A 21767-nucleotide genomic window follows, 5' to 3' on the forward strand; every position below is an offset into this window, starting at 1 on the left:
GCGGCGACCTCAGACCTTCACGAGGACCTTCACGGCGTCGCGCTCGTCCATCGCGCGATAGCCCTCGGGGACTCCCTCCAAGTCGACGGTCTTCGTGAAGATGGGCGACGGGTCGAGCGTCCCCTGCAGGACGTCCGCCATGAGGTCGTCGACGTACTTTCGGACGGGGGCGACGCCGCCCTCGAGGCCGACGTTCTTCCGGAAGGCCTTCTCGAGGAACGCCGCCTCATCGACGCCCTCGGGGACGCCGACGAACCCGACGGTCCCGCCGGGTCGCGCGACGTCGAAGGCGGTGTCCATCGAGGACTCCGCGCCGACGCACTCGAGGACGTGGTTCGCGCCGCCGTACGTCAGCTCCGTCGCGCGCTCGACCGCCACCTCGCCGCGCGCCGCGACGGTCTCCGTCGCGCCGAACTCCTCGGCGATCTCCAGCCTGTCCTCGTGGTGGCCCATCGCGACGATCCGCTCGGCGCCGAGGCGGTCCGCGGCGAGCACGCCACAGAGCCCGACCGCGCCGTCGCCGACGACGACGGCGGTGTCGCCGGGGCCGACGCCCGCGCTCACCGCCGCGTGGTGGCCCGTACACATGACGTCCGTCAGCGGGAGGAGCGACTCCAGCACGTCCTCGTCGTCCGCGTAGCGCTCGGGGACGCGCACGAGCGTGCCGTCCGCGAACGGCGCGCGCACCTTCTCGCCCTGCGCGCCGTCGTGTTCGCCCGCCCAGCCCTTCTCCTCGACGCAGGAGGTGTAGAGCCCCTTCCGGCAGAACTCGCACTCACCACAGGAGACCGCGAACGGCGCGAGCACGCGGTCGCCCGGGCGGACGCTCGTCACGTCGTCGCCGACCTCCTCGACGACGCCCATCGGCTCGTGGCCGGTGCGCCCCGGCGTCGGATAGTCGCTCTCGCCGCGATAGAACCAGAGGTCGGAGCCACAGACGGCGGTGTGCGTGATTCGGACGACCGCGTCCGTCGACTCCTCGATCTCGGGGTCGGGCACTTCCTCGACGCGGACGTCGCGTTCGCCGTGGTAGACAGCGGCCTTCATACGCGGGACTTCCACGGGCACGAGCAAAAAGCCATCCGCCCCGGCAGGGCGTTCCGTCTACGGACGGGTCACTCCCGCTCGACGTTCTGCGGCCCCTCGCTGTCGCTCGGGCCCGCGTTACTCGCGTCTCACTACCGTTCGCGCTCGTCGTTCTGTGGGTCCTCGCTGTCGCTCGGACCCACAAAGCTCACGGGTCGCTCTCGCTCCCCGTTCGCTCGTCCCGTGGATGCTCACTCGCGTTCGCATCCACGAACGCCTCCGCGTCGGCTTCCCGAACGCGCGCGCCCTTCTCCGCGAGGTGGCGCGTCTGGTTGCGCGCGAACTCCTCCTCCTCGGTGCCTCTGGTGGCGAGCACGTAGACGAGCGCGCGGCCCGCGGGGCGCATCGTCCGGCCAGCGCGCTGGGCGCCCTGCCGGCGCGAGCCACCGAGCCCGGAGGCGATGATCGCGAGCTCGGCGTCCGGGAGGTCGATGCCCTCGTCGGCGACCCGCGAGACGAGGAGGACGTCGCGCTCGCCCGCGCGGAACTCGTGGAAGAGGCGCTCGCGCCGCGAGTGGGGCGTGTCGCCGCTGACGAACGGGATGGAGAGCGCCTCGCCCAGCCGCTCGCCCTGATCGAGGTAGTCGACGAAGACGAGCGTCTTCGCCTCGGGGTGCTCGTCGAGTATCGACCGGACCTCGTCGATTTTCGCGGGGTTGGACGCGGCGAGCATCCGGCGCTCGTGGCCGTCCGCGCTCGCGTACTCGTAGCGGTGCTCGTCCTCCGCCCACGGGACGAAGCGTATCTCGACCTCGGGCTCCTGCACGAAGCCCGCGTCGAAGAGCGCCTCCCAATCCGTGCCGATGGGGGGGCCGATGAGCGTGTAGATGTCCGTCTCGCGGTCGTCGCCCCGGACCGGCGTCGCGCTCAGCCCGAGGCGCGCGGAGGCCTGCAGGTCGGTGGTGCGCCGGAAGACGTCGCTCGGGATGTGGTGGGCTTCGTCGTAGACGACGAGCCCCCAGCGCTTCTCGTCGAAGAGCCGGCGGTGGCGCTCCATGCCCGCCGTCGAGTAGGTCGCGATGGTGACGGGGCCGACCTCCTTCACGCCGCCGTGGTACTCCGCGACGTCCGCCTGCGTGAGGCTCGTGTACTCGAGGATGCTGTCGCGCCACTGGGCGACGAGTTCGCGCCCCGGCGCGAGGACGAGCGTCTCGCGGCCGACCTGTTCGAGGACGCCGAGCGCGGCGACGGTCTTCCCGCTCCCGGGCGGGCCGACGAGCACGCCCGAGCCGGACTCGACGAAGCGCTTCACCCACCCGCGCTGGTAGTCGCGAAGCGAGAGGTGCAACTCGACGTCGAGCTCGGCGCCCTCGTCGAGCGTCCGGTCGTCCTGGACCGGGTAGCCGGCCTCGTAGAGCTCGCGCTTGACGGTGGCGACGGCTTCGGCGGCGACCCACGCTTCGGTGTCGCTGATGGGCGCGCGGATGGTCCCGTCGGAGAGATGCTGCTCGGCGACGTTCCCCATCATCTCGGGCGTGTTCGCCTCGAGGACGACGTAGCCCTCCTCGTGGGTGTAGAGGCGGAACTGGCGGGCGCGACGCCACTGGTCGGCGACGAACTCCTCGAGGGAGGGGTAGCGCTCGCCGAGCGCCTGCCGGACGGTCCGGCGCAGCGCCTCCAGGTCGTCGTGGGGCGCCCCCCAGACGTCCTCGGCGCGGACCATGTAGCGATAGGCGTTCTCGCCAGTGGTGTCGGTGAGGGTCGCGAACTGCGCGAGCTGTGCGCGCGTGAACTGCGTGGGCTGGTCGACGACGACCTCGCGGTGCTCGGGGAAGACGACGACGCGTTCGCGCTCGGTGGTCTTCGCCCAGTCGGTGGGGAACCACACCACCGGGTCGTTCGAGACGTCGACGCGCTCGACGCCGTGGTCCTCCTCCGCGAGTCGGTCGAGGGCGTCGCTCGCCTCGGCCTGCGTCCAGTCGAGGACGCCCGCGAGTCGGCCGGCGGTCACCACGGGGCGACCGACGGACTCCAGAGCGTCGTAGAAGGCGTCGAGGGAGAGGTCGGGGCTGTCGGCTTCGTCGCTCACTGGGTGTGCGTAGACGACTGGCGTTGAAACGGTTTGCGTCGTCGGCGGCGCGCGGTGTCCCGAGCACACCGACGCAAGAGTTATACCGGTGTGTAAAACACGCTTTAGTGTAAAGAGGTCTTTCCCATGTCCGTTACCGAACTCGCCCCGCGAACGACGCGCAGGCTCGTCACCGGCTTCGGCGTCGGCGGCGGCGTCGCGCTCGGCGTCCTCGTCGCGCTCGAACGGCCGTTCGCCGGCGTCGCGCTCTACGCGCTCGCGATGCTCGCGAGCGTCGGCCTCCAGCACCGCAGCGACGCCGTCCTCTACGACGAACGCGACCGCACGCACGCCCGGAGCGCCGCGAGCCTCACACTCCGGCTCTTCGGCTACGCGTCCGCCGTCGTCTTCCCCGCGCTCACGCTCGCGTGGGCGCTCGGCTACTTCGACTGGCCGCTCTGGAGCGTCGCGCTCGCGTTCGCCGTCGCCGCGCTCTACCTCACGTACGGCGGGTTCCGACTCGCGCTCGCGACGAGGGCGTAATGGAGAACTCGCTCCGCTCCCACCGCGAGGCCCACGGCCTCAGTCAGGGCGCGCTCGCCGAGCACGTCGGCGTCACCCGACAGACCATCAACGCAATCGAGCGCGACCGCTACGACCCCTCCGCCGAGTTGGTGTTCGCGCTCGCGGCGTTCTTCGAGTGTTCGGTCGAGGAGCTCTTCGACCCCGACGTCGACCTCGACGTGACCGCGAGCGACCTGGACTAGCGCCACCGGCTCCACGCGACGAGCGCGCCGAGGACGCAGAGCCCGCCGACGAAGAACGCGACGCCGGGCTGTGAGAGGAGCGCGAGCGCGGCGTCGAGCGGGCCGGCGGCGTGCCCGCCGGCCGTCGTGGTCGTGCTCACCTGCGCGGTCGTCTCCGTCGCGGTCCGCGTCGCCGACACCGTCGTCTCGCCGCCCGCGTCCATCGCGCTGAACCCGTCGCTCGTCGTGGTCGTCGTTCCGGCCGCGCCGCCGCCGTCCCCGCCCGAGGACGGCCCGGCGGCGGACCCCATCGTGGGAACGACGGTACCGGGCGCGGCGAGCGCCTGCACGAGGAGCGCGCCGACGCCGATGGCGCCGACGCTCCCGAGGAGGCTCTTCAGGACGTCGAACGCGCTCGAGCGCGTCTCCTCGTCGCCCGCCATCACGACCACGGAGTCGTTGGTGGGCGCGTACACTTTCATCTCGGTACCGCGCTCGGAGTACCACGTGTCCGCGACGTCGACGAGGCCGGCGTCGCGGAGCCCGTCGAGGTGGTAGCGCGCGTTCTGGAGGGACGTATCGGCGGCGTCCGCGAGGTCCGAGGCCGGCCGTGGCTCCTCGTAGACGGCGGCGAGGATGGTGCGCGCCGTCTGCGAGGAGAGCGCGTCGAACACCTCGTCCGCCGCCTCCTCCTCGATACCGAGGAGGCGCGACCCGTCGGTGTCGGCGTCGACGTCGGACTGGAACGGGAACAGACTACCCATCAGTCATGCGGATGTTCGTTCGTGCGGACATATAGTTTCGCGTCGCGCGGCGGCGCCGCGATCCGCGCGCGAGTGTCGCTCGGGGAGGGCCGACTCGGGGACCGGTGAGGCGCCGCGAACGGGGGAGTGGGGGAGGCGGCGCCCACCGGGGTTCACTCCGGCGTTACCCACCAGAGCGTCGGTCCCCCGTTCAGTTAGCATCACTCGCTAAGCGAGTGTGCACGCCGTGCACACGTCGTCGCCCGCAGTCGATTCGCTCGCTCCGGGAGCTTAATTATCCCCGATGCCGCTACACATCGACATGGACGCGCACGAGGCCGCGAACTTCGTCTTCGCCTCCCCGAACCGGCTCGCCGTCCTCCGTGCGCTCGGAGCCGACCCGGGCCGGCCGCGCGGCGTCGCGGACCGCGTCGACGTCTCGCGCGCCACCGCGCAGCGCTGCCTGCGGACGTGCGCGAACGAAGGCTGGGTCGCGCGCGTCGACGGCGACTACCGACTCACCCCGGCCGGCGAGCGCGTCGTCGAGCGCGCGTGCGGCTTCCTCGACGACCTCCGCGTCCTCAACGAGAAGGAGGCGCTCCTCGACCGCCTGCCGACGACCGACCCGCCGCTCCCGCTCGCCGGCTTCGACGACGCCACCGTCGTGACCGCGACGCGCGAGCAGCCACACCGCGCTGCGGAGGCGCTCACCGACCGCATCCGCGAGTGCGATGCCGACCACTACGACTGTCTCTCCCCGACGATGACGAAGCTCTACATCGACGCGTTCGGGGAGTGCATCGAGGACGGCGCGAGCATCGACCTCGTCTGCCCCGACTCCGTCCTCGACGCCGAACGCGCCGTCCGTCCGGACAACGTCGCGCGCTCGCTCGCCCTCCCCGCCTTCGACCTCCACGTCCACCCCGGCGACCTCGACTACGCGCTCGTCGTCAGCGACGAGGTGGTGTTCGTCGGCGCGTACGACGACGCGAACGCGCTCAACGCCGTCGCGTGGACGGCCGACGACGGCGTCCGCGAGTGGGCGCGCGAGCGCTTCGAGGCCGAGAAGGAGGTCGCTGACGACCCGCCTCAGACGGCGTAGCCGTCGAAGCACGCGGCGGCGTGGCGATAGCCGAGGGCGCCGAGCACGCCGACGGTGCCGAGCGACAGCGCCGCGCCCGGGAGGAGGAGGGTCATCCCGGGCACACCGAGGAGCCCGCCGACGAACGAACTCAGCCCGGGGAAGCCCGCGAGCATCACGGGGAGCGCGGCGACCAACAGGAGGAGCGAGTAGACGACGAACGCGAGCAGGCTCGGCACTGTCGCGCGCCGGCTCCGAGTGACGCGCACCGCCTCGTATCGCGGGAGCGCGCTCCCGACGCCCGCCGCGAGGCCGCCTGCGCCGACGCAGAGGCCGGCCGCGACGACCGCGAGGACGGCGACGCGCACGAGCGAGAGCGGGCTGAGGACGCCGACAACAGCCGTCCCGACGAGCGCGACGGGGGCGCCGACGGCCGCCGTCGCGAGCAGGTGCCCGCGCGCGAACGCCCGCCCGGACATCCCGCTCGTCGCGCTCACCGGGAGGAGCGCCCCTTCGTCGCCGAGCGGATTGAGCGCGAACCCCGCGCCGGCCGCCCACGCGACGTAGACGGCGACGTAGCCGACGAGCACCGTGGGGACGAGGCCGGTGGCGAACGCCTCGCCGACGGGGGCGCCGAGCGCGAAGAGGGGGTAGGCGACGTAGAGGAGTTTCACGGGCGCGCGGCGGGCGCGCACCACCGACTTGTACGCCACCCAGCCGGCCGGCCCGGCGTCGAGGCGCGCGAACGGCCCGGGCGCGAGCGACGTCTCCGTCGCGACGGCGTCGTGCTCGGCGGGCGTCGCGCGGTCCGCGTACCAGAGCGCGTCTGTGAGCGGGAACGCCGCGAGGACGGCGCCCACGGCGAGCACGGTGACGAGGCAGAGCGCGCCGAGTGCCGCGGGCGCGCTCGCGGGGACGACGGGGAGGAGCGCGAGGTCAGCGAGCCACGCGATGGGCGTCGCGGCGACGGCGCGCGCGACGGTGCCGGCGAGGTCGCCGCCGACCTCCGTCGTCAGCAGGAGGAAGTACGCGACGACGGCGAGCGCCGCGATGAGCGTCCGGTAGCGCGCGACGAACGCCGAGCGGACGGCGAGGTTCTTCACGCCGAACCCGAGGGTGAAGCCGACGAGGGCGGCGCTCACGACGAGACACGCGAGCGCGAGGAACGCGGCGGCGCCCGCGAGGGCGGAGCCGGTGGCGAGGCCGAACGCGAGCGGCGCGACGACGAGCAGCGGGGCGAACGGGAGGAGCGCGCCGCCGGCCTCGGTGCAGAGCATCGCGAGCGTCACCTCCCGCGAGGGAACGGTGGTGAGGAGACCGTCCATCGCGTCGTAGGACGAGCGCTGGGAGAGGACGCCGAACGCCGTGATGGCGACGACGAGCACCCACGCGCCGCCCGCACCGACGCGCGCGAGCGGGAGGACGCTCGCCGTGACGTCGCCCGCGAAGAAGTAGATGCCGACGCCGACGGCCACCTGCAGCAGCGCGATCAGGCCGAAGCCGAAGACGAGGAGGAGGACGCGGAGACCGCTCTCGGCGAGCGAGCGCAGACGCCGGCGCGTCTCCGTGCGGACGATGCGCGCGACGTGTGCGAGGGACGGCCGCCTCATCGCTCGTCTCGCTCGGTTGCGCGCTCCGCCTCGCCATCGGCGGCGTCGTCGGCTCCGGCTCGTCCGTCGCCGGGCCCGCCCGTGACCGCGAGGAAGGCGTCCTCGAGCGTGCCGCCCTCCCCGGCCGCGACCTGCGACTTCAGCTCGTCGGGCGTGCCCTCCGCGACGAGGCGGCCGTCCGAGAGCACGCCGACGGTGTCCGCGAGCTCGTCCACGACCGGGAGGATGTGCGTCGAGAGGAACACCGTCGCGTCGCCCGCGGCGAGTTCCGCGACGAGGTCCATCACCGTTCGCGCCGCGCGCGGGTCGAGGCCGGACGTGGGCTCGTCGAGGAAGACGACGGCGGGGTCGTGGAGGACCGCGAGCGCGATGCCGACCTTCTGCTTCATCCCCTTCGAGTACGCGCCGATGCGCTTGTCGGCGTCCCCGAGGAGGCCGAAGCGTTCGAGGAGGTCGTCGATGCGCTCGGTGGCGTCGTCGCCGAGGTCGCGCAGGCCCGCGACGTACTCGAGTTGCTCGCGGCCGGTGAGTTCGTCGAACACCGGGGGCTCCTCGGGGAGGTAGCCGATGTGCTCGACGACGGCGGCGCGGTCGGTGACGTCCGCGCCCGCGACGCGCGCCGACCCGGAGGTCGGCTTCGTCAGCGTCGTGAGCATCCGCATCGTGGACGTCTTCCCGGCGCCGTTCGGCCCGAGGAAGCCGTAGACGGCGCCGTCCGGGATGGAGACCGAGAGGCCGGCGACCGCCGTCTCGTCGCCGTAGCGCTTCGTGAGATCTGTCGCTTCGATAGCGGGAACCATACGGTCGTACTCAAGAGCCGGGAAAAAAGGCGTTGCGACGGTCACGAGAGATATATAGCCGTATCGAGGGGTCATAGCAAGTCGTTTCTATCGGTATCCGCCCGATTCGGGTATGGAGGCAGATCAGGCCGCCTCGCGAATCGGGACGACGACCGCCGACTTCTGCGCGGGCGTCCGCGACTGCACCGCCCACCTCCCGGTCGCGCTCGCGGCCTACCGCGACGGCGACACCGAGGCGTTCCACGAATCGGCCGCCGAGGCGGCCGCCGCCGAGTCCGCCTGCGACGACTACGCGCGCGACCTGCGGACGGCCCTCGCCACCCTCGACCCGGACCTCACCGGCGTCTACCTCCGGGCGCGCGACCTGCTCGACCTCCTCTCGCGCCTCGACGACGTCGCGAACGCCGTCGAGGACGCGCTGGCCGCGCTCGCGTCGATGGCGCCCGACCTCGACGCGTCCGGGGACGCGCTCATCGACCTCGGGACGCTCGCCGCCCGCGCCACCGAGCGGCTCTGCGACGCCGTCGCGGAGTACGTCGCCGCGCTCTGCGCGGACGAGTCGCCGACCATCGAGCGCGAGACCATCGACGCGATTCGGGACGTCGAGCATCGCTGTGACGACCTGAAGCAGGACGCGCTCGCGGCGGCGTTCGCGCCCGGCCTCTCCGTGAACGGGCTCGCCGTCCGCGAGGTGACGCTCGCGCTCGACGGCGTCGCGAACACGGTCGAGGACGCGGCGGACCAGCTCGCTGTGGTGGCGAGCGCGACGCCGTAGCGCCGCGAGAAGTGCGCTCAGTCAAGGAGCCACGACCGAACAAAGACGACGCCCGCCCCCACGACGGCCGAGCCGACGCCGCCGAGGACAAACGGAACGAGGTAGCGACCGACGTTCACGGCCGAATCGCCGTTGGACGGGACGCTTATGAGGACAGTGGCGAGGAATGCGTAGGCGACGTAGCCGACGAAGCCGGCGACGGCGAGTGTCGCGTAGCGCCGCCGGTCGTCGAGTTCGGCGAGCGTCGGATCGGCACGAAGCGCGAACGCTCCAGCGAGCACGGGCCCCGTGACGGTGACGCCGCCGACGAGGGCGACGCCGAGGAACGCCTGTGTGTACGAAACCACGGAGCCACCGCCCGCGACGGTCGCGAGGAGGGCGTAGCCGGAGAGCCCGGTTCCGACGCCGAACACGGCGAAGGCGGCGACGGTTGCTTTGATGGCGAGCACCGCGTCGGGGTGTGTGAAGACGGTTCGGAGGCTGGCGGTGTCAGTGGGTCGGTTCGTCTCGGTCGCAGTCCCTGTTTTAGTGTCCATACCGCTCCGTGGTTCCGGGATGAGCTATAAACCCTCGCAGAGCGCGTCGCCGCCGGCGTTAGAGCCCGGCGGACCCCGACGCCGAGTCGGGGAGGTCGGCGCGTTCGACGGGGAGGCCGAGCTCCTCGAGCGCGGCGACCATGTGCTCCTCCTGGGCGTACTCGGCGCCGTCGGCGACGCGCTTCGCGTGGGTTCGAGCGAGCACTTCGCCGCGCCGGTCGTCGGGAATCGCGAACTTGTCGGCGGCGAGTTCGATGGTGAGGCCGTTGTGGTCGCGCGTGTAGAGCGAGTGGAAGACGCCGCGGTCGAAGACGCTGTAGCGGTGGCCGTTCTCCTCCAGGCCCTCGCGGACCTCCTCGAAGTCCTCGGGGTCGAAGCTGAACGCGAGGTGGTGGACGCCGCCGACGCCGACGCGCTGGGGCTGGGGGTTCGACTCGCGCGACTCCTCGACGAAGAACGTGAGGATGCGGCCGTCGCCGGTGTCGAAGAAGAGGTGGGTGACCTCGGGGGCGTCGAGGTTCGGCTGGCGGAGGACGAGGGGCATCCCGAGGATGTCGCGGTAGAACGCGACGGTGTCCTCCTCGTTGGAGCCGATGAGGGTGATGTGGTCGACGCCGGTCATCTGCATCGCGCTGTCGGACAGTTCGGCGGTGACGGGGATCTCTGAATCGTCGCTCATGAGTATCGTCGTGTTACCTGATTCGCGAGCGAACCGGATAAACCCTCGCGGACGCGGGGGTTAGCGGGTGACGCGCACGTCAGGGAAGAACGGCGGCAACGACCGACGGGAGGCACCGCCGAAACGCGAGCGCGAACGAAGCGAGACGCGAGCCACGCGACACCGACCAACGGGAGGCGCCGCGAACCGACGAACGCGACGGAACCGAACGCTCAAGGTGCGCGTCCCCGACGAGTCGAGTATGGATCGGGTAGCCGTCATCGGCGCGTCGATGACCCAGTTCGGCCAGCGCGACGCCTGGGTCCGCGAGTTGCTCGCGGAGGCGGGCGAGGCGTGTCTCGCCGACGCGGACGTCGACGCCGACAAGTTGGACCACCTCTACGTCTCGAACATGGCGAGCGGCGAGTTCGAGGGCCAGACGGGGGTTCCGAACGCCCTCGCGCACGACCTCGGCGCGCTCGGCGCGTACACCCAGCGCGTCGACCAGACGAGCGCGTCGGGCGGCGCGGGCGTCTACGCGGCGTGGCAGTCGGTGGCCTCGGGCGCGAGCGAGCTGACGATGCTCGTCGGCGGCGAGAAGATGACGCATCGCACCACCGCCGAAGCGACGGACGTCATCGCCTCGCTCACGCACCCCGTCGAGTACAAGCACGGCGTCACCCTCCCGAGCTTCGCGGGGATGACCGCCCGCCACTACCTCGAGAAATACGACGCGCCCCGTGAGTCGCTCGCGAAGGTCGCGGTGAAGAACCACGCGAACGGCGTCGACAACCCGCACGCGCAGTTCCGAAAGGAGGTCGACGAGGAGACCGTCCTCGAGTCGCCGGTCGTCGCCGACCCCCTCCGCCTCTACGACTTCTGTCCGATCACGGACGGGAGCGCCGCGCTGCTGTTCTGTCCCGAGTCGGTCGCCGCCGAGTACACCGACGACTACACCGTGGTCTCGGGCATCGGCGGCGCGACGGACACGCACGTCGTCCACGAGCGCGACGACCCCACGGTCATGGGCGGCGTCGTCGACTCCTCGGAGCAGGCCTACGAGATGGCGGGCCTCGACGCCGACGACGTCGAGGTCGCCGAACTCCACGACATGTTCACCATCCTCGAAGTCCTCCAGTTGGAGGACCTCGGCTTCTTCGAGAAGGGAGAGGGGTGGCGCGCCGCCGCCGAGGGCGTCACCGCGCGCGACGGCGCGTTGCCCGTGAACACCTCCGGCGGCCTCAAGTCGAAGGGCCACCCGCTCGGCGCGAGCGGCGTCGCACAGGTCTACGAGATACACCGCCAACTCACCGAGGACGCCGGGGAGCGGCAGGTCGCGGCGGACGTCGGCCTCGCCTGTAACGTCGGCGGGTTCGGGAACTGCGTCACGACCACCATCCTGGAGGCCGCAGAATGAGTTTCGAGGCATATCGCTGCGAGAACGGTCACGTCACGTATCCCGCACACACCGTCTGCCCGGAGTGCGGCGAAGCACAGACCGAGACGGTCGACCTCACGGAGTCGGTGGGGACGGTCGTCACGTGGACGACGAGCACCGCGACGCCGCCGGGCGTCCGCGAGCCGAACCACCTCGGTATCGTCGAGTTCGACGTCGAGGGCGAGACGGTGCGCGCGCTCGGCCAGCTCACCGAACCCGTCGAGAGCGGCGAGGAAGTGACGCCCGTCTACGTCGCGGAGCTCCGCGACCCCGACGCGGGCATCCGCGAGAAGGAGAGCCAGTCGTGGGACGGCTACCGGTTCAGTCCCGTCTCGCGGGACTGAATCAGCGAGGAACTCCGTTCCGACCGTGGTTCGAGCCGGTGTAGCCGAGAGAGCCGAGTCGACGCCTCGCGGCGGTCAGCGGTCGCGGTCGTCGGGGGTGTCGGCCGACGAATCGCTCTCCGAACGCTCGTTTTCCTCTCCGTCGTCGTCGCCCTCGACGTCGTACTCGTCGCGGAGCTGATCGAGTTCGTCCTCGACGCGCTCGGCGCGTTCCTCGCGTTCCGCGCGGCGCTCGCGTCGGGCGGTCTCGCGTCGCTCCGCACGTTCGGCGTCGCGGTCCGCGCGCGCCGCCTCGACGTCGGCCTCGAGTTCGGCCGTGAGGGCGCGTGCGTCCTCGAGGAGGTCCCGCGCCGCCCCGTCCGGCGGGAGGGCGTCGCCGCTCGCGGCCGCGCGGAGGTCGGCGACGGCGGCGTCGAGGCGGTCGAGCGTCTCGCGGCGCGCGCCGGCGGTCGCTCCGCGCGCTCCGTCAGTATCGGCGAGGCCGGGTTCGAGGAGGCGGAGCGCGCGCCGCAGGGCTTCGAGCGCGCGGACCTGCGCGTCGAGTACCGCGACGGCCGTCGGGATGCCGTCCTCGACGGCGAACTCGGCGAGCTCGCGCGGCGTCGGCGGACGCGGCAGGCCGAACGGCCCCCGGGGGAGGTCGCGCTCGCGCGTCCGCTCCTCGACGCGTTCGACGGCGCGTTCGAGCGCGGCGACGCGCGCCTCCAGGTCGTCGGCCATCGTCAGACTACCCCGGACGGACGGTGACTCGCGGTGGTGGCGGGCGCGAGGGAGTCGTCACGGCGCGGGACGAGGGACGGGAACGCGGGCGCGGGCATGGTCGAGGGGAAGTGCGCCCGAGAGGAAAGCCTACCGGCGCTAGAGGCGCTCGTGGAAGCCCCGGAGGTACTGGTCGGGGATCATCTCGTCCTCGAGGTCGCCGAGCTCGTCGGCGGCGTGGAGGCCGAAGTAGGGGTCGCGGAGGAACTCGCGGCCGACGATGGCGAGGTCCGCGCGGCCGTTGCGGAGGATGGCCTCGCCCTGCTCGGCGCTGGTGATGCCGCCGACGGTTCCCACCCGAATGTCGCTCTCGGCGTGCTCGCGGACGTGCTCGGCGAGCGCGAGCTGGTAGTTCGGGCCCGCCCAGTCCGGGTAGGAGTTCGGCGCGATGCCGCCCGAGGAGACGTCCACGAGGTCGGCGCCGGCCTCGTAGAGGACGTCCGCGAGCCGGGCGGACTGCTCGACCGTCCACGAGTCGCGGTCGTCGAACCAGTCGGTGCCCGAGAGCCGGACGAAGACCGGTTTCCCGTCCGGCCACACGTCGCGAACGGCCTCGGTGACCTCGCGGATGAGGCGCGCGCGGTTCTCGAAGCTCCCGCCGTACTCGTCGTCGCGGTCGTTCGTGACGGGCGAGAGGAACTCATGGAGGAGGTAGCCGTGCGCGCCGTGGACTTCGGCGACCTCGAAGCCCGCCTCGAGGGCGTGCTCGGCGGCGTCCCGGAAGGAGTCGACGATGCCGGCGACCTCGTCGGTGTCGAGCTTCTTCGTCGGCGGTGCTTCGGCCTCGTACGGCCACGGCTCCTCGGTGGGCGCGACGACCTCGTAGCCGCCCTCCTCGGGCTGGAGAGGCTCGCTGCCCTCCCACGGCCGCGACTTCGAGGCCTTCCGGCCGGCGTGCGCGAGCTGGATGCCGGGGACGGCGCCCTGGCTCTTCACGAACGCGGTGGTGTCCGTCAGGGCGTCGGCGTGCTCGGCGCTCCAGATGCCGAGGTCCTCGGGGGTGATGCGGCCGCGCGGTTCGACGGCGGTGGCTTCGGCCATGACGAGGCCGGCGCCGCCGACGGCCCGACTGCCGAGGTGGACGTGGTGCCACGGCGTCGCGAGGCCGTCGCGGTCCTCGACGGAGTACTGACACATCGGCGAGACCATCAGACGGTTCGGGAGCTCCGTCTCCCGGAGCGTGAGCGAATCGAAGAGACCTGCCATCGACGCCGACTACCTGCCGGCGGCGAAAATGGCTAGTGGTGGCGGGGCGGATTGCCGAGACCCGCCGCGATCCGCCGGCACGCTCGCCGGCGCCGTCGAGCGACCTCAGTCCTCGCCCTCGTCGGGTTCGTCTTCGCCCTCGTCGGGCTCGTCGGGTTCGGACTCGTGCTCGTCTCCGTCGTCCGCGTCGGGGTCGCCGTGGCGCTCGACCTCGATTTCGACTTCGACCTCCGCGCCCGCGACCTCGAGTTCGGCCTCGGCCTCGGCGGAGGAGCCGAGCTCCACTTCGAGCTCGTCGCGGTCGATTTCGACCTCTACTTCGACTTCGACGTCGACGTCGTCGTCGGACATACCCGCGAGTGCGGGCGCGAGCCACTACAGCGTACCGGCGCTCAGGGGACGCCGACGAGGGCACGCTGCTCGGCGAGCACGTCGCCGTCGAGCGTCGCGACGAGGTCGCGCTCGCCGCGCCCGAGACGCGCGTGGACGGTCCCGTCCGGTCGCACGACCGCCGAGCGGCCCGCGTAGCGCGCCTCATCGCCCTCGCCGGTCCGACCGCAGCCGACGACCCACCGCACGCCGTCGAGGGCGCGCGCCCGCAGGAGGAGGTCCCAGTTCGCGGCGTGCGCGGCCGGCCACGCGCCCGGGACGAAGAGCGCGTCGACGGCGCGCTCGGTGAACGCCGCGCTCTCCGCGACGAAGTTCAGGTCGTAGCACGTGAGGAGGCCGGTCGCTCCGGCGGCCGTCTCGACGACGACGCGCTCGGTGCCCGGCGTGACGGCGGCCGCCTCCTCGCCCCACAGGTTGCGCTTCCGGTAGTAGGTGCGCGCGCCGTCGGGGGCGACGTACGCGAGGGTGTTGTGGCGGGCGTCGCCGTCGTCCTCGAGGAAGCCGACGAGCGCGGCGACATCGTGGCTCGCGGCGGCGGCCGCCACGGCGGCGAGTTCGGGGCCGTCGCGGGAGAGCGCGCACGTCTCGGGCGCGTCGGCGTCGAAACCGGTGAGCCCGTATTCGGGGAAGACCGCGACGTCCACGCGGTCGGGGAGGCCGGCGAGGCGCTCGCGGACGACCGCGACGTTCGCGTCCGCGTCACCCTCGGCGACGGCGTGCTGGCAGGCGGCGACGGTGGCGTCGGTCATCGCCACGGAGTGGTCGCGCGAGCGACAAGAGTGGTGTGGTCTCACGCGGCGCAGCGCGCGCGACACGAGTAGCCTTATGCCGCGTCGCGGGCACCCACACCGTGAACAGAGGCACGCATGACAGGAGCAGAGAACCCGGACGCCCCACCGGAGGGAATCGCGGGCGAACCCGGGACCGAGTCGGTCGAACAGTCGAGCGACGTCGAGTACGGCGTCGACGAGCGCCCGCCGACGGGCGAATCGGCGCTACTGGGCCTCCAGCACTACCTCACGATGGTCGGCGCGAACATCGCGGTGCCGCTCGCGCTCGCCGCCGCGATGGGGATGCCGGACCGGTACGTCCCGCTCTACGTCGGGACGTTCTTCGTCGTCTCCGGGGTGGGGACGCTCCTCCAGACGACGGTCGGGAACCGCTACCCCATCGTCCAGGGCGCGACGTTCTCGATGCTCGCGCCCGCCATCGCCATCATCGGCTTCGTCGGCACCGGGAACTGGGAGCAGGCCATCCTCGCCCTACAGGGCGCGATCATCGTCGGCGGTATCGTCGAGGTCGTCCTCGGCTATTTCGGCGTCATGGGGTGGCTCAAGCAGTACCTCTCGCCGGTCGTCATCGCGCCCACTATCGCGCTCATCGGCCTCTCGCTGTTCAGCGCCCCGCAGGTCACGATGGCGGGACAGGCGTGGTGGCTCGTCGGACTCACCGTCCTCCTCATCGTCGCGTTCAGCCAGTACCTCGACACCGCCCACCGGGTCTTCCGGCTCTACCCCGTCCTGCTGGGCATCGTCGCCGCGTGGGCGCTCGCCACCGCCCTCTCCGTCCTCGGCGTGATTCCGAGCGGGTCGCCGGCGTTCGTCGACCTCGCGCCCGTCGCGAACGCCAGTCTCGTGCAGGTGCCGATGCCCCTCCAGTGGGGGATGCCGACGTTCCAGACGTCCTTCGTCATCGGGATGTTCGCGGGCGTCCTCGCCTCCATGATCGAGTCCTTCGGCGACTATCACGCCGTCGCGCGCCTCGCCGGCGAGCGCGCACCCTCCGCGCGCCGCATCGACCACGGCATCGGCATGGAGGGGCTCGCGACCGTCTTCGCGGGCGTCATGGGCACCGGGAACGGCTCGACGTCGTACTCGGAGAACATCGGCGCCATCGGCCTCACGGGCGTCGCGAGCCGGTACGTCATCCAGATCGGCGCCGTCCTCATGCTCGTCGTCGGCTTCGTCGGGTATTTCGGCGCGCTCATCACCACGATTCCCGACCCCATCGTCGGCGGCCTCTACATCGCGATGTTCGGGCAGATCGCGGCCGTCGGCCTCTCGAACCTGAAGCACGTCGACCTCGATAGCTCGCGGAACGTCTTCATCATCGGCCTCGCACTCTTCTGCGGCCTCGCGTTCCCCGCCTACATGGGGAACGTCGGGAGCGCGAGCGCCTTCCAGGCGGGGATGGCGAGCACGCCGCTCGTCGGGTGGCTCCTCGGGCTGAAGGTCGTCTCCGACACCGTCTACGTCGTCGGCGGCACCGGCATGGCGGTCGGCGGCATCGTCGCCTTCGTCCTCGACAACACCGTCGAGGGCACGCGCGAGGAGCGCGGCCTCGACGAGTGGGACCAGCTCACCGAGTCAGACGAGGCCTTCGAGTCCGCCTACGAGCGCTACGTGAAGGGGGACTGACGCGGCGAGCGCGCGACGAGCGCGAGCGCGGTGTCACCCCACCCGAACAAGAACCCACACAATTTACTTAAATCCCACAAATTGTGGACGTGCGTTTCTTTACGCGTCCGGTGTTAAGTCGTACAAGATGGATTTCTCCGAGTTCGATTCCGGAATCTGGTTCGGGCTGGTGACGATGCTGTCGTGGGGGGTGTGGATCGTGCTGGGGAACGCCGCGTCGGAGTCCATCGACCCACGGACGGCGGCGGCGATCTCGTACCTCGTCGCGGGCCTGCTCGCGCTGGGCTTCATCCTCGGGTCGGACGCGTCGCTCGCCGTGACGGCGCGCGGGGGACTGCTCGCGGGCGCGGCCGGACTGTGTACCGGAATCGGCCTCATCTCGATGTACCTCGGGTTCTCGCAGGGCTCGACGACGGTCGTCTCCACGCTCGGCGCGATGTACTTCGTCGTCGCGGCGGTCATCGGGATGGCCGTGCTCGGTGACGACGTGACGCTCACGAAGTTCGCGGGAATCGCGTTCGCCGGCCTCAGCATCGTCCTTCTCACGCGGTGAGGCGGCGCTCGCGCGTCACGACCCGCCGAGTCGCCCGGCGCACCACTCCCAGACGAGTTCGAGCGTCAGCCACGCGACGCCCATCACGGCGGCAACGCCGAGGACGAGCGCCGTCGTTGAGAAGACGCCGAGCGGTCGGGTGAGCGCGACGAGGGCGGGATAGAGGAGCGCCACCGCGACGACGGTGGCGGCGAGGCTCGCGGCGGCGCACGTGTAGTGCTCGCGCCAGCCGACGGGCGTCACGGTGTCGGACGTGGACGACCCCGCGTCTACTGGCATCATACGTGTCGCAATATACGTAACAATCTATAATCATTGTTTCGGTGAGGTGGTCGCGTTCGCCCCGAACGCGGGTCTACGGACCCACGTGGACGAACAGCAGCGGGACCATCACCGCCGCACCCCCCAGCAGGCCGAGCACGAACGCCGGAATCCCCCGGTTCGGGAGGTCGCGGCCCGCCTCGAGGGCGTCCGGGACGAACTCCGTGAGCACGAGATAGACCATCGCGCCGCCCGCGAACCCGAAGCCGAACGGGAGGACGTCGCGCGCGACGCGGACGAACGAGAACGCGACGACCGCGCCGAGGGGCTGTGGGAGACTCGAGAAGACCGCAGCGCCGACCATCCGCCACTCGCCGACGTCCATCGCCTTCAGCGGGATGCTCACCGCGAGGCCCTCGGGGACGTTGTGGACGCTGATCGCGACCGTCATCAGCACCGCGAGCGGCGGCACCGTCAGGCCGAGTATCGGGACGCCGGAGCCGAGGCCGAGTTCCGCGAAGGAGACGCCGACCGCGACGCCCTCCGGGAAGGAGTGGACGGTGAGCACGCCGAGGACGAGCACGAGCGTCCGGAGGTCGCCGGCGGCGATTGCGGACGGGTCGACGTCCGGGCTGACCGCGCTCCCGTCGACGTCCGCGTCCGCGCCACCGACGTCGAGGCGCCCGAGCAGGCGGTCCGAGACCTCGACGAGGGCGATTCCGACGACGACGCCGGCCGCGAGGAGCACCGGGAGGCCCGAGGAGTAGGCGAGGCCCTCGCGGGCGAGCCCGAAGAACGACGCCGCGAGCATGATGCCGGAGGCGACCCCCCAGAGCGCGACCGTCGCGCGGTCCGAGACCTCGTCGACGTAGAAGAACGGGAGCGCGCCGAGCCCCGTCGCGAGGTCCGTGACGAGCCCCGCGAGGAAGACGAGCGCGAGCGCCTCGAAGGCGACCATCACGCGACGGTAGCGGCCTCCGCGACTTAGGGCTGACCGCCGCCTCTCGCGGCGCGGGAACCCGCCCCGGGGCTTAAGCGCGCGCCGGGCGTCGGAACACGCGTGCAGGCAGACACGAACGCGGACACCGACGCCGAAGCGGACGCGGACGCGGACGGCCTGTTCGTCCCGGAGCGCGTCGCGGTCGTGGGCGCGACCGACCGCGAGGGGTCCGTCGGGCGCGCGATACTCACGAACCTCGCGGAGTTCGACGGCGACGTCGTCGCCGTGAACCCCGGCCGCGAGCGCGTCCTCGACTACCCCTGCTACGACGACCTCGCGGGCGTCCCCGGTCCCGTCGACCTCGCCGTCGTCGTCGTCCCCCCGGGCGCGGTCGCGGACGTCGTGCGCGACGCGGGCGAGGCCGGCGTCCCGAACGTCGTCGTCGTCACCGCCGGCTTCGGCGAGGCCGGGAGCGAGGGCGCGAACCGCGAGCGCGAGCTCGTGGCGCTCGCCGAGGAGTACGGCATCACGCTCGTCGGCCCGAACTGCCTCGGCGTCATGAGCACGCGCTCCGGGCTGAACGCGTCGTTCGGCCCGCAGATGGCGCTCCCCGGCTCCGTCGCGTTCATGAGCCAGTCCGGGGCGTTCATCACCGCCGTCCTCGACTGGGCGCGCGACCAGGGCTTTGGCTTCTCGGACGTCGTCAGCCTCGGGAACAAGGCCGTCGAGGACGAGACGGACTTCATGCGCCGATGGGCGCAGAGCGAGGAGACGAACGTCGTCCTCGCCTACCTCGAATCCATCGTGGACGGCCGCGCGTTCATCGACACCGCGCGCGAGGTCACCACGGACACGCCCGTCGTCGCCGTGAAGTCCGGCCGGACGAGTGCGGGCGCGCAGGCCGCCTCCAGTCACACGGGCGCGATAGCCGGGAGCGAGGCCGCCTACGAGGCCGGCCTCGAACAGGCGGGCGTCCTCCGCGCGGAGAACGTCGAGGAGTTCTTCGACTTCGCACGCGCCCTCGACGGCCTCCCGCTCCCCGACTCCGAGTCGGTCGCCGTCGTGACGAACGCGGGCGGCCCCGGCGTGATGGCGACCGACGCCGTCGGCGACTCGGACCTCGAGATGGCGTCGTTCGCGGACGCCACCCGGAGCGCGCTCGCCGACGCGCTCCCCGCGAACGCGAACGTCCACAACCCCGTGGACGTCATCGGCGACGCGGACGTTGCGCGGTTTTGCGACGCGCTCGACACGACGCTCGCCGACCCCGGCGTCGGCGCGGTCGTCGTCGTCGCCGCCCCGACCGCCGTCCTCGACTACGACGGCCTCGCCGAGGCGGTCGTCGACGTCCAGCGCGAACACGGGAAGCCCGTCGTCGCCTCGCTCATGGGCGGCGAGCGTGTCGACGCCCCCGCCGACGTCCTCGCTGACGCCGGCGTCCCGAACTACTTCGACCCCGCGCGCGCCGTCGGCAGCCTCGACGCCCTCGCGTCCTACGCCGCGATCAGCGAGCGCGACTACGCGCCGCCCCGCGAGTTCGCGGACGTGGACCGCGAGCGCGCCCAAACCGTCCTCGAGCGCGTCACCGAGCGCGACTCGAACCAGCTCGGCGTCGAGGCGATGGAACTCCTCGATGCCTACGGCATCCCGACGCCCGCGGGCGGGGTCGCCGACTCGCCCGACGAGGCCGACTCGCTCGCCGCCGACCTCGGCGGCGATGTCGTGATGAAGGTCGTCAGCCCCGACATCACCCACAAGTCCGACATCGGCGGCGTCGAAGTCGGCGTCCCGCGCGCGGAGGTCCGGGACACCTACGAGACGCTCGTGACGCGCGCGCGGAACTACCAGCCGGACGCCCGCGTCCTCGGCGTCCAAGTCCAGGAGCGCGTCGACACCGACGCGGGCGTCGAGACCATCGTCGGGATGACGCGCGACCCCCAGTTCGGCCCGCTGCTCATGTTCGGCCTCGGGGGCATCTTCGTCGAAGTGCTCGAGGACACGACGTTCCGCGTCGCGCCCGTCAGCACCGAGGAAGCCGCCGCGATGCTCGACGACGTCGACGCCGCGCCGCTCCTCCGGGGCGCGCGCGGCCGCGACCCCGTCGACCGCGAGGCGCTCCGCGAGTGCGTCGAGCGCCTCGGCCGTCTCGTCGACGACTTCCCCGCGATACTCGAACTGGACGTCAACCCACTGCTCGCGCGCCCCGCGTCCGACGACGGCGACGCCGGCGGCGCCCTCGCGCTCGACCTCCGACTCACCGTCGACCCAGAGAAGCTATGACCACGAACACGACGCTCGTCGCCTCGACCGAAGCCAGCACCGGAAAGACCGCCGTGTCGCTCGCGCTCGCCGCGAGCGCCCGCGACGACGACCGCACCGTGGGGTACATGAAGCCGAAGGGCACGCGCTTGCGCTCGGCCGTCGGGAAGACGCTCGACGAGGACCCGATGCTCGCCCACGACCTCCTCGACCTCGACGCGACCGTCGCGGACATGGAGCCGGTCGTCTACTCGCCGACGTTCGTCGCGAACGCCGTCCGGGGCGGCGAGGACAACGCGGCGCTCCGCGAGCGCGTCCGCGACGCCTACGAGACGCTCGCCGACGGCTGCGAGACCTTCCTCGTCGAGGGCGCGGACGGCGTCTCGACCGGCCGCGTCGTCGGCCTCGACGAACCGGCCGTCGCCGAACTGCTCGACGCCGAGGTCGTCCTGCTCGCGCGCTACCGCGACCCCGGCGACGTCGACGATGTGCTCGCCGCCGCCGACGCGTTCGGCGACCGACTGCGCGGCGTGCTCTTCAACGCCGTCGCCGACGCCGACCACGACACCGTCGCCGAGGACGTCGCGTCCTGCCTCGAGCGCGAGGGCGTCCCCGTCCTCGGCGTCCTCCCGCGCGTCCACGACCTCGCCGGGGTCAGCGTCGCCGACCTCGCGGACGAACTCGGCGGCCGCGTCGTCACCGACGCCGGCGGCGACGTCTTCGTCGAGCGCTTCCTCGTCGGCGCGATGAGCGGCGAGAGCGCGCTCGGGCACTTCCGGCGGACGAAGGACGCCGCCGTCGTCACCGGCGGCGACCGCGCGGACGTCCAGGCCGCCGCGCTCGAAGCCCCCGGCGTGAACGCGCTCGTGCTCACCGGCGGCTACGAGCCCTCGGGCGCCGTCGCCGGCCGCGCCGAGCGCGCGGGCGTCCCCATCGTCGTCGTCGACGGCGACACGCGCGCGACCGTCGAGCGCGTCGAATCCGTCGTGAGCGGCGGGCGGACCCGGAACGCGCGAACCGTCGAGCGGATGCGCGAACTGCTCGCCGACCACGCTGACGTCGCACACTTGCTCGGCGACGACTGACGCCGCGTCCCCGAGACCTGCGGTCCGCGCGCGCACCCCGATAGCCGTGAGGCGACCGCGCACCGCCTCGGG

23 protein-coding genes are annotated in these 21767 nt (G+C 72.0%); 10 read left to right on the forward strand and 13 right to left on the reverse strand.

The genetic code is table 11. The features are described 5' to 3' along the window. Positions 1–9: 9 nt before the first annotated feature. On the reverse strand, positions 10–1047 hold the full coding sequence (locus EFA46_RS10005) for a zinc-dependent alcohol dehydrogenase family protein (protein ID WP_123076182.1): 1038 nt from the start codon (positions 1045–1047) through the stop codon (positions 10–12). A 187-nt stretch (positions 1048–1234) separates the two neighbouring features. Beyond that, positions 1235–3115, reverse strand: coding sequence for a DEAD/DEAH box helicase (locus EFA46_RS10010; protein WP_123076180.1), 1881 nt, complete (start codon positions 3113–3115; stop codon positions 1235–1237). 126 nt (positions 3116–3241) lie between these two features. Between EFA46_RS10010 and EFA46_RS10015 the strand changes: the two genes are divergently transcribed. Together EFA46_RS10015 and EFA46_RS10020 are read left to right on the forward strand one after the other, a co-directional pair. Next, a complete protein-coding gene (locus tag EFA46_RS10015; RefSeq protein ID WP_123076178.1) occupies positions 3242–3637 on the forward strand; it encodes a DUF2178 domain-containing protein in 396 nt (131 codons plus the stop codon). After that, a complete protein-coding gene (locus EFA46_RS10020; RefSeq protein WP_123076176.1) occupies positions 3637–3861 on the forward strand; it encodes a helix-turn-helix transcriptional regulator in 225 nt (74 codons plus the stop codon). The genes EFA46_RS10015 and EFA46_RS10020 overlap by 1 nt, the downstream gene beginning before the upstream one ends. Here the strand turns inward: EFA46_RS10020 and EFA46_RS10025 are convergent. Next, on the reverse strand, positions 3858–4604 hold the full coding sequence (locus tag EFA46_RS10025; protein WP_123076174.1) for a helix-turn-helix domain-containing protein: 747 nt from the start codon (positions 4602–4604) through the stop codon (positions 3858–3860). The two genes, EFA46_RS10020 and EFA46_RS10025, sit on opposite strands and share 4 nt — an antisense overlap. 283 nt (positions 4605–4887) lie before the next feature. On the opposite strand from EFA46_RS10025, the gene EFA46_RS10030 reads away from it, so the two are divergent. Continuing rightward, positions 4888–5685, forward strand: a complete 798-nt coding sequence (locus EFA46_RS10030) for a winged helix-turn-helix domain-containing protein (protein ID WP_148040658.1) — start codon at positions 4888–4890, stop codon at positions 5683–5685. Here EFA46_RS10030 and EFA46_RS10035 read toward each other — a convergent pair. After that, positions 5673–7274 carry a hypothetical protein gene (locus EFA46_RS10035; RefSeq protein ID WP_123076172.1) on the reverse strand — a complete coding sequence of 534 codons (1602 nt, stop codon included), beginning with the start codon at positions 7272–7274 and terminating at the stop codon, positions 5673–5675. The genes EFA46_RS10030 and EFA46_RS10035 overlap by 13 nt on opposite strands. Next, positions 7271–8074 carry an ABC transporter ATP-binding protein gene (locus EFA46_RS10040; protein WP_123076170.1) on the reverse strand — a complete coding sequence of 268 codons (804 nt, stop codon included), beginning with the start codon at positions 8072–8074 and terminating at the stop codon, positions 7271–7273. The genes EFA46_RS10035 and EFA46_RS10040 overlap by 4 nt, the downstream gene beginning before the upstream one ends. 112 nt (positions 8075–8186) lie before the next feature. On the opposite strand from EFA46_RS10040, the gene EFA46_RS10045 reads away from it, so the two are divergent. Next, positions 8187–8849 carry a DUF47 family protein gene (locus EFA46_RS10045; RefSeq protein ID WP_123076168.1) on the forward strand — a complete coding sequence of 221 codons (663 nt, stop codon included), beginning with the start codon at positions 8187–8189 and terminating at the stop codon, positions 8847–8849. A 17-nt stretch (positions 8850–8866) separates the two neighbouring features. Here the strand turns inward: EFA46_RS10045 and EFA46_RS10050 are convergent, their stop codons facing one another. Continuing rightward, a complete protein-coding gene (locus EFA46_RS10050; protein ID WP_123076166.1) occupies positions 8867–9385 on the reverse strand; it encodes a hypothetical protein in 519 nt (172 codons plus the stop codon). A 58-nt stretch (positions 9386–9443) separates the two neighbouring features. After that, positions 9444–10064: a VOC family protein gene (locus EFA46_RS10055; RefSeq protein WP_123076164.1), complete on the reverse strand. Its 621-nt coding sequence runs from the start codon at positions 10062–10064 to the stop codon at positions 9444–9446. A gap of 241 nt (positions 10065–10305) precedes the next feature. Here EFA46_RS10055 and EFA46_RS10060 point away from each other — a divergent pair, with 241 nt between their 5' ends. Further along, positions 10306–11460, forward strand: coding sequence for a thiolase family protein (locus EFA46_RS10060; RefSeq protein ID WP_123077371.1), 1155 nt, complete (start codon positions 10306–10308; stop codon positions 11458–11460). Further along, the gene (locus EFA46_RS10065) at positions 11457–11825 is read left to right on the forward strand and encodes a Zn-ribbon domain-containing OB-fold protein (protein WP_123076162.1); all 369 of its coding nucleotides are present in this window, start codon (positions 11457–11459) and stop codon (positions 11823–11825) included. The genes EFA46_RS10060 and EFA46_RS10065 overlap by 4 nt, the downstream gene beginning before the upstream one ends. Positions 11826–11900: 75 nt before the next feature. On the opposite strand, the gene EFA46_RS10070 is transcribed toward EFA46_RS10065, so the two are convergent. The 4 genes from EFA46_RS10070 to EFA46_RS10085 all read right to left on the reverse strand — a co-directional run bounded on the left by EFA46_RS10070 (position 11901) and on the right by EFA46_RS10085 (position 14929). After that, positions 11901–12545, reverse strand: a complete 645-nt coding sequence (locus EFA46_RS10070; protein WP_123076160.1) for a hypothetical protein — start codon at positions 12543–12545, stop codon at positions 11901–11903. Between the two features lie 138 nt (positions 12546–12683). After that, on the reverse strand, positions 12684–13790 hold the full coding sequence (locus EFA46_RS10075) for an NADH:flavin oxidoreductase/NADH oxidase (protein ID WP_123076158.1): 1107 nt from the start codon (positions 13788–13790) through the stop codon (positions 12684–12686). A gap of 105 nt (positions 13791–13895) precedes the next feature. After that, positions 13896–14141 (reverse strand): hypothetical protein, encoded by a 246-nt coding sequence (locus EFA46_RS10080; protein WP_123076156.1) that lies wholly within the window; start codon positions 14139–14141, stop codon positions 13896–13898. 41 nt (positions 14142–14182) lie between these two features. Next, entirely contained in the window at positions 14183–14929 is a 747-nt protein-coding gene (locus EFA46_RS10085; RefSeq protein WP_123076154.1) for a carbon-nitrogen hydrolase family protein, read from the reverse strand. A gap of 117 nt (positions 14930–15046) precedes the next feature. Here EFA46_RS10085 and EFA46_RS10090 point away from each other — a divergent pair, with 117 nt between their 5' ends. Beyond that, a complete protein-coding gene (locus tag EFA46_RS10090; protein ID WP_123076152.1) occupies positions 15047–16597 on the forward strand; it encodes a uracil-xanthine permease family protein in 1551 nt (516 codons plus the stop codon). A gap of 127 nt (positions 16598–16724) precedes the next feature. Continuing rightward, positions 16725–17150 carry an EamA family transporter gene (locus EFA46_RS10095; RefSeq protein ID WP_123076150.1) on the forward strand — a complete coding sequence of 142 codons (426 nt, stop codon included), beginning with the start codon at positions 16725–16727 and terminating at the stop codon, positions 17148–17150. A gap of 15 nt (positions 17151–17165) precedes the next feature. Here EFA46_RS10095 and EFA46_RS10100 read toward each other — a convergent pair whose 3' ends face one another. Beyond that, entirely contained in the window at positions 17166–17432 is a 267-nt protein-coding gene (locus EFA46_RS10100; protein WP_255494065.1) for a hypothetical protein, read from the reverse strand. A gap of 73 nt (positions 17433–17505) precedes the next feature. Beyond that, positions 17506–18369: a ZIP family metal transporter gene (locus tag EFA46_RS10105; RefSeq protein WP_123076148.1), complete on the reverse strand. Its 864-nt coding sequence runs from the start codon at positions 18367–18369 to the stop codon at positions 17506–17508. Positions 18370–18471: 102 nt separating this feature from the next. Between EFA46_RS10105 and EFA46_RS10110 the strand changes: the two genes are divergently transcribed. Then, positions 18472–20631, forward strand: coding sequence for an acetate--CoA ligase family protein (locus EFA46_RS10110; protein WP_123076146.1), 2160 nt, complete (start codon positions 18472–18474; stop codon positions 20629–20631). Then, positions 20628–21695, forward strand: a complete 1068-nt coding sequence (locus EFA46_RS10115) for a phosphotransacetylase family protein (RefSeq protein ID WP_123076144.1) — start codon at positions 20628–20630, stop codon at positions 21693–21695. The genes EFA46_RS10110 and EFA46_RS10115 overlap by 4 nt, the downstream gene beginning before the upstream one ends. Positions 21696–21767 lie beyond the last annotated feature (72 nt).

It is taken from the genome of Halarchaeum sp. CBA1220 (assembly GCF_003721175.2).
Classification (GTDB): Archaea; Halobacteriota; Halobacteria; order Halobacteriales; family Halobacteriaceae; genus Halarchaeum; species Halarchaeum grantii.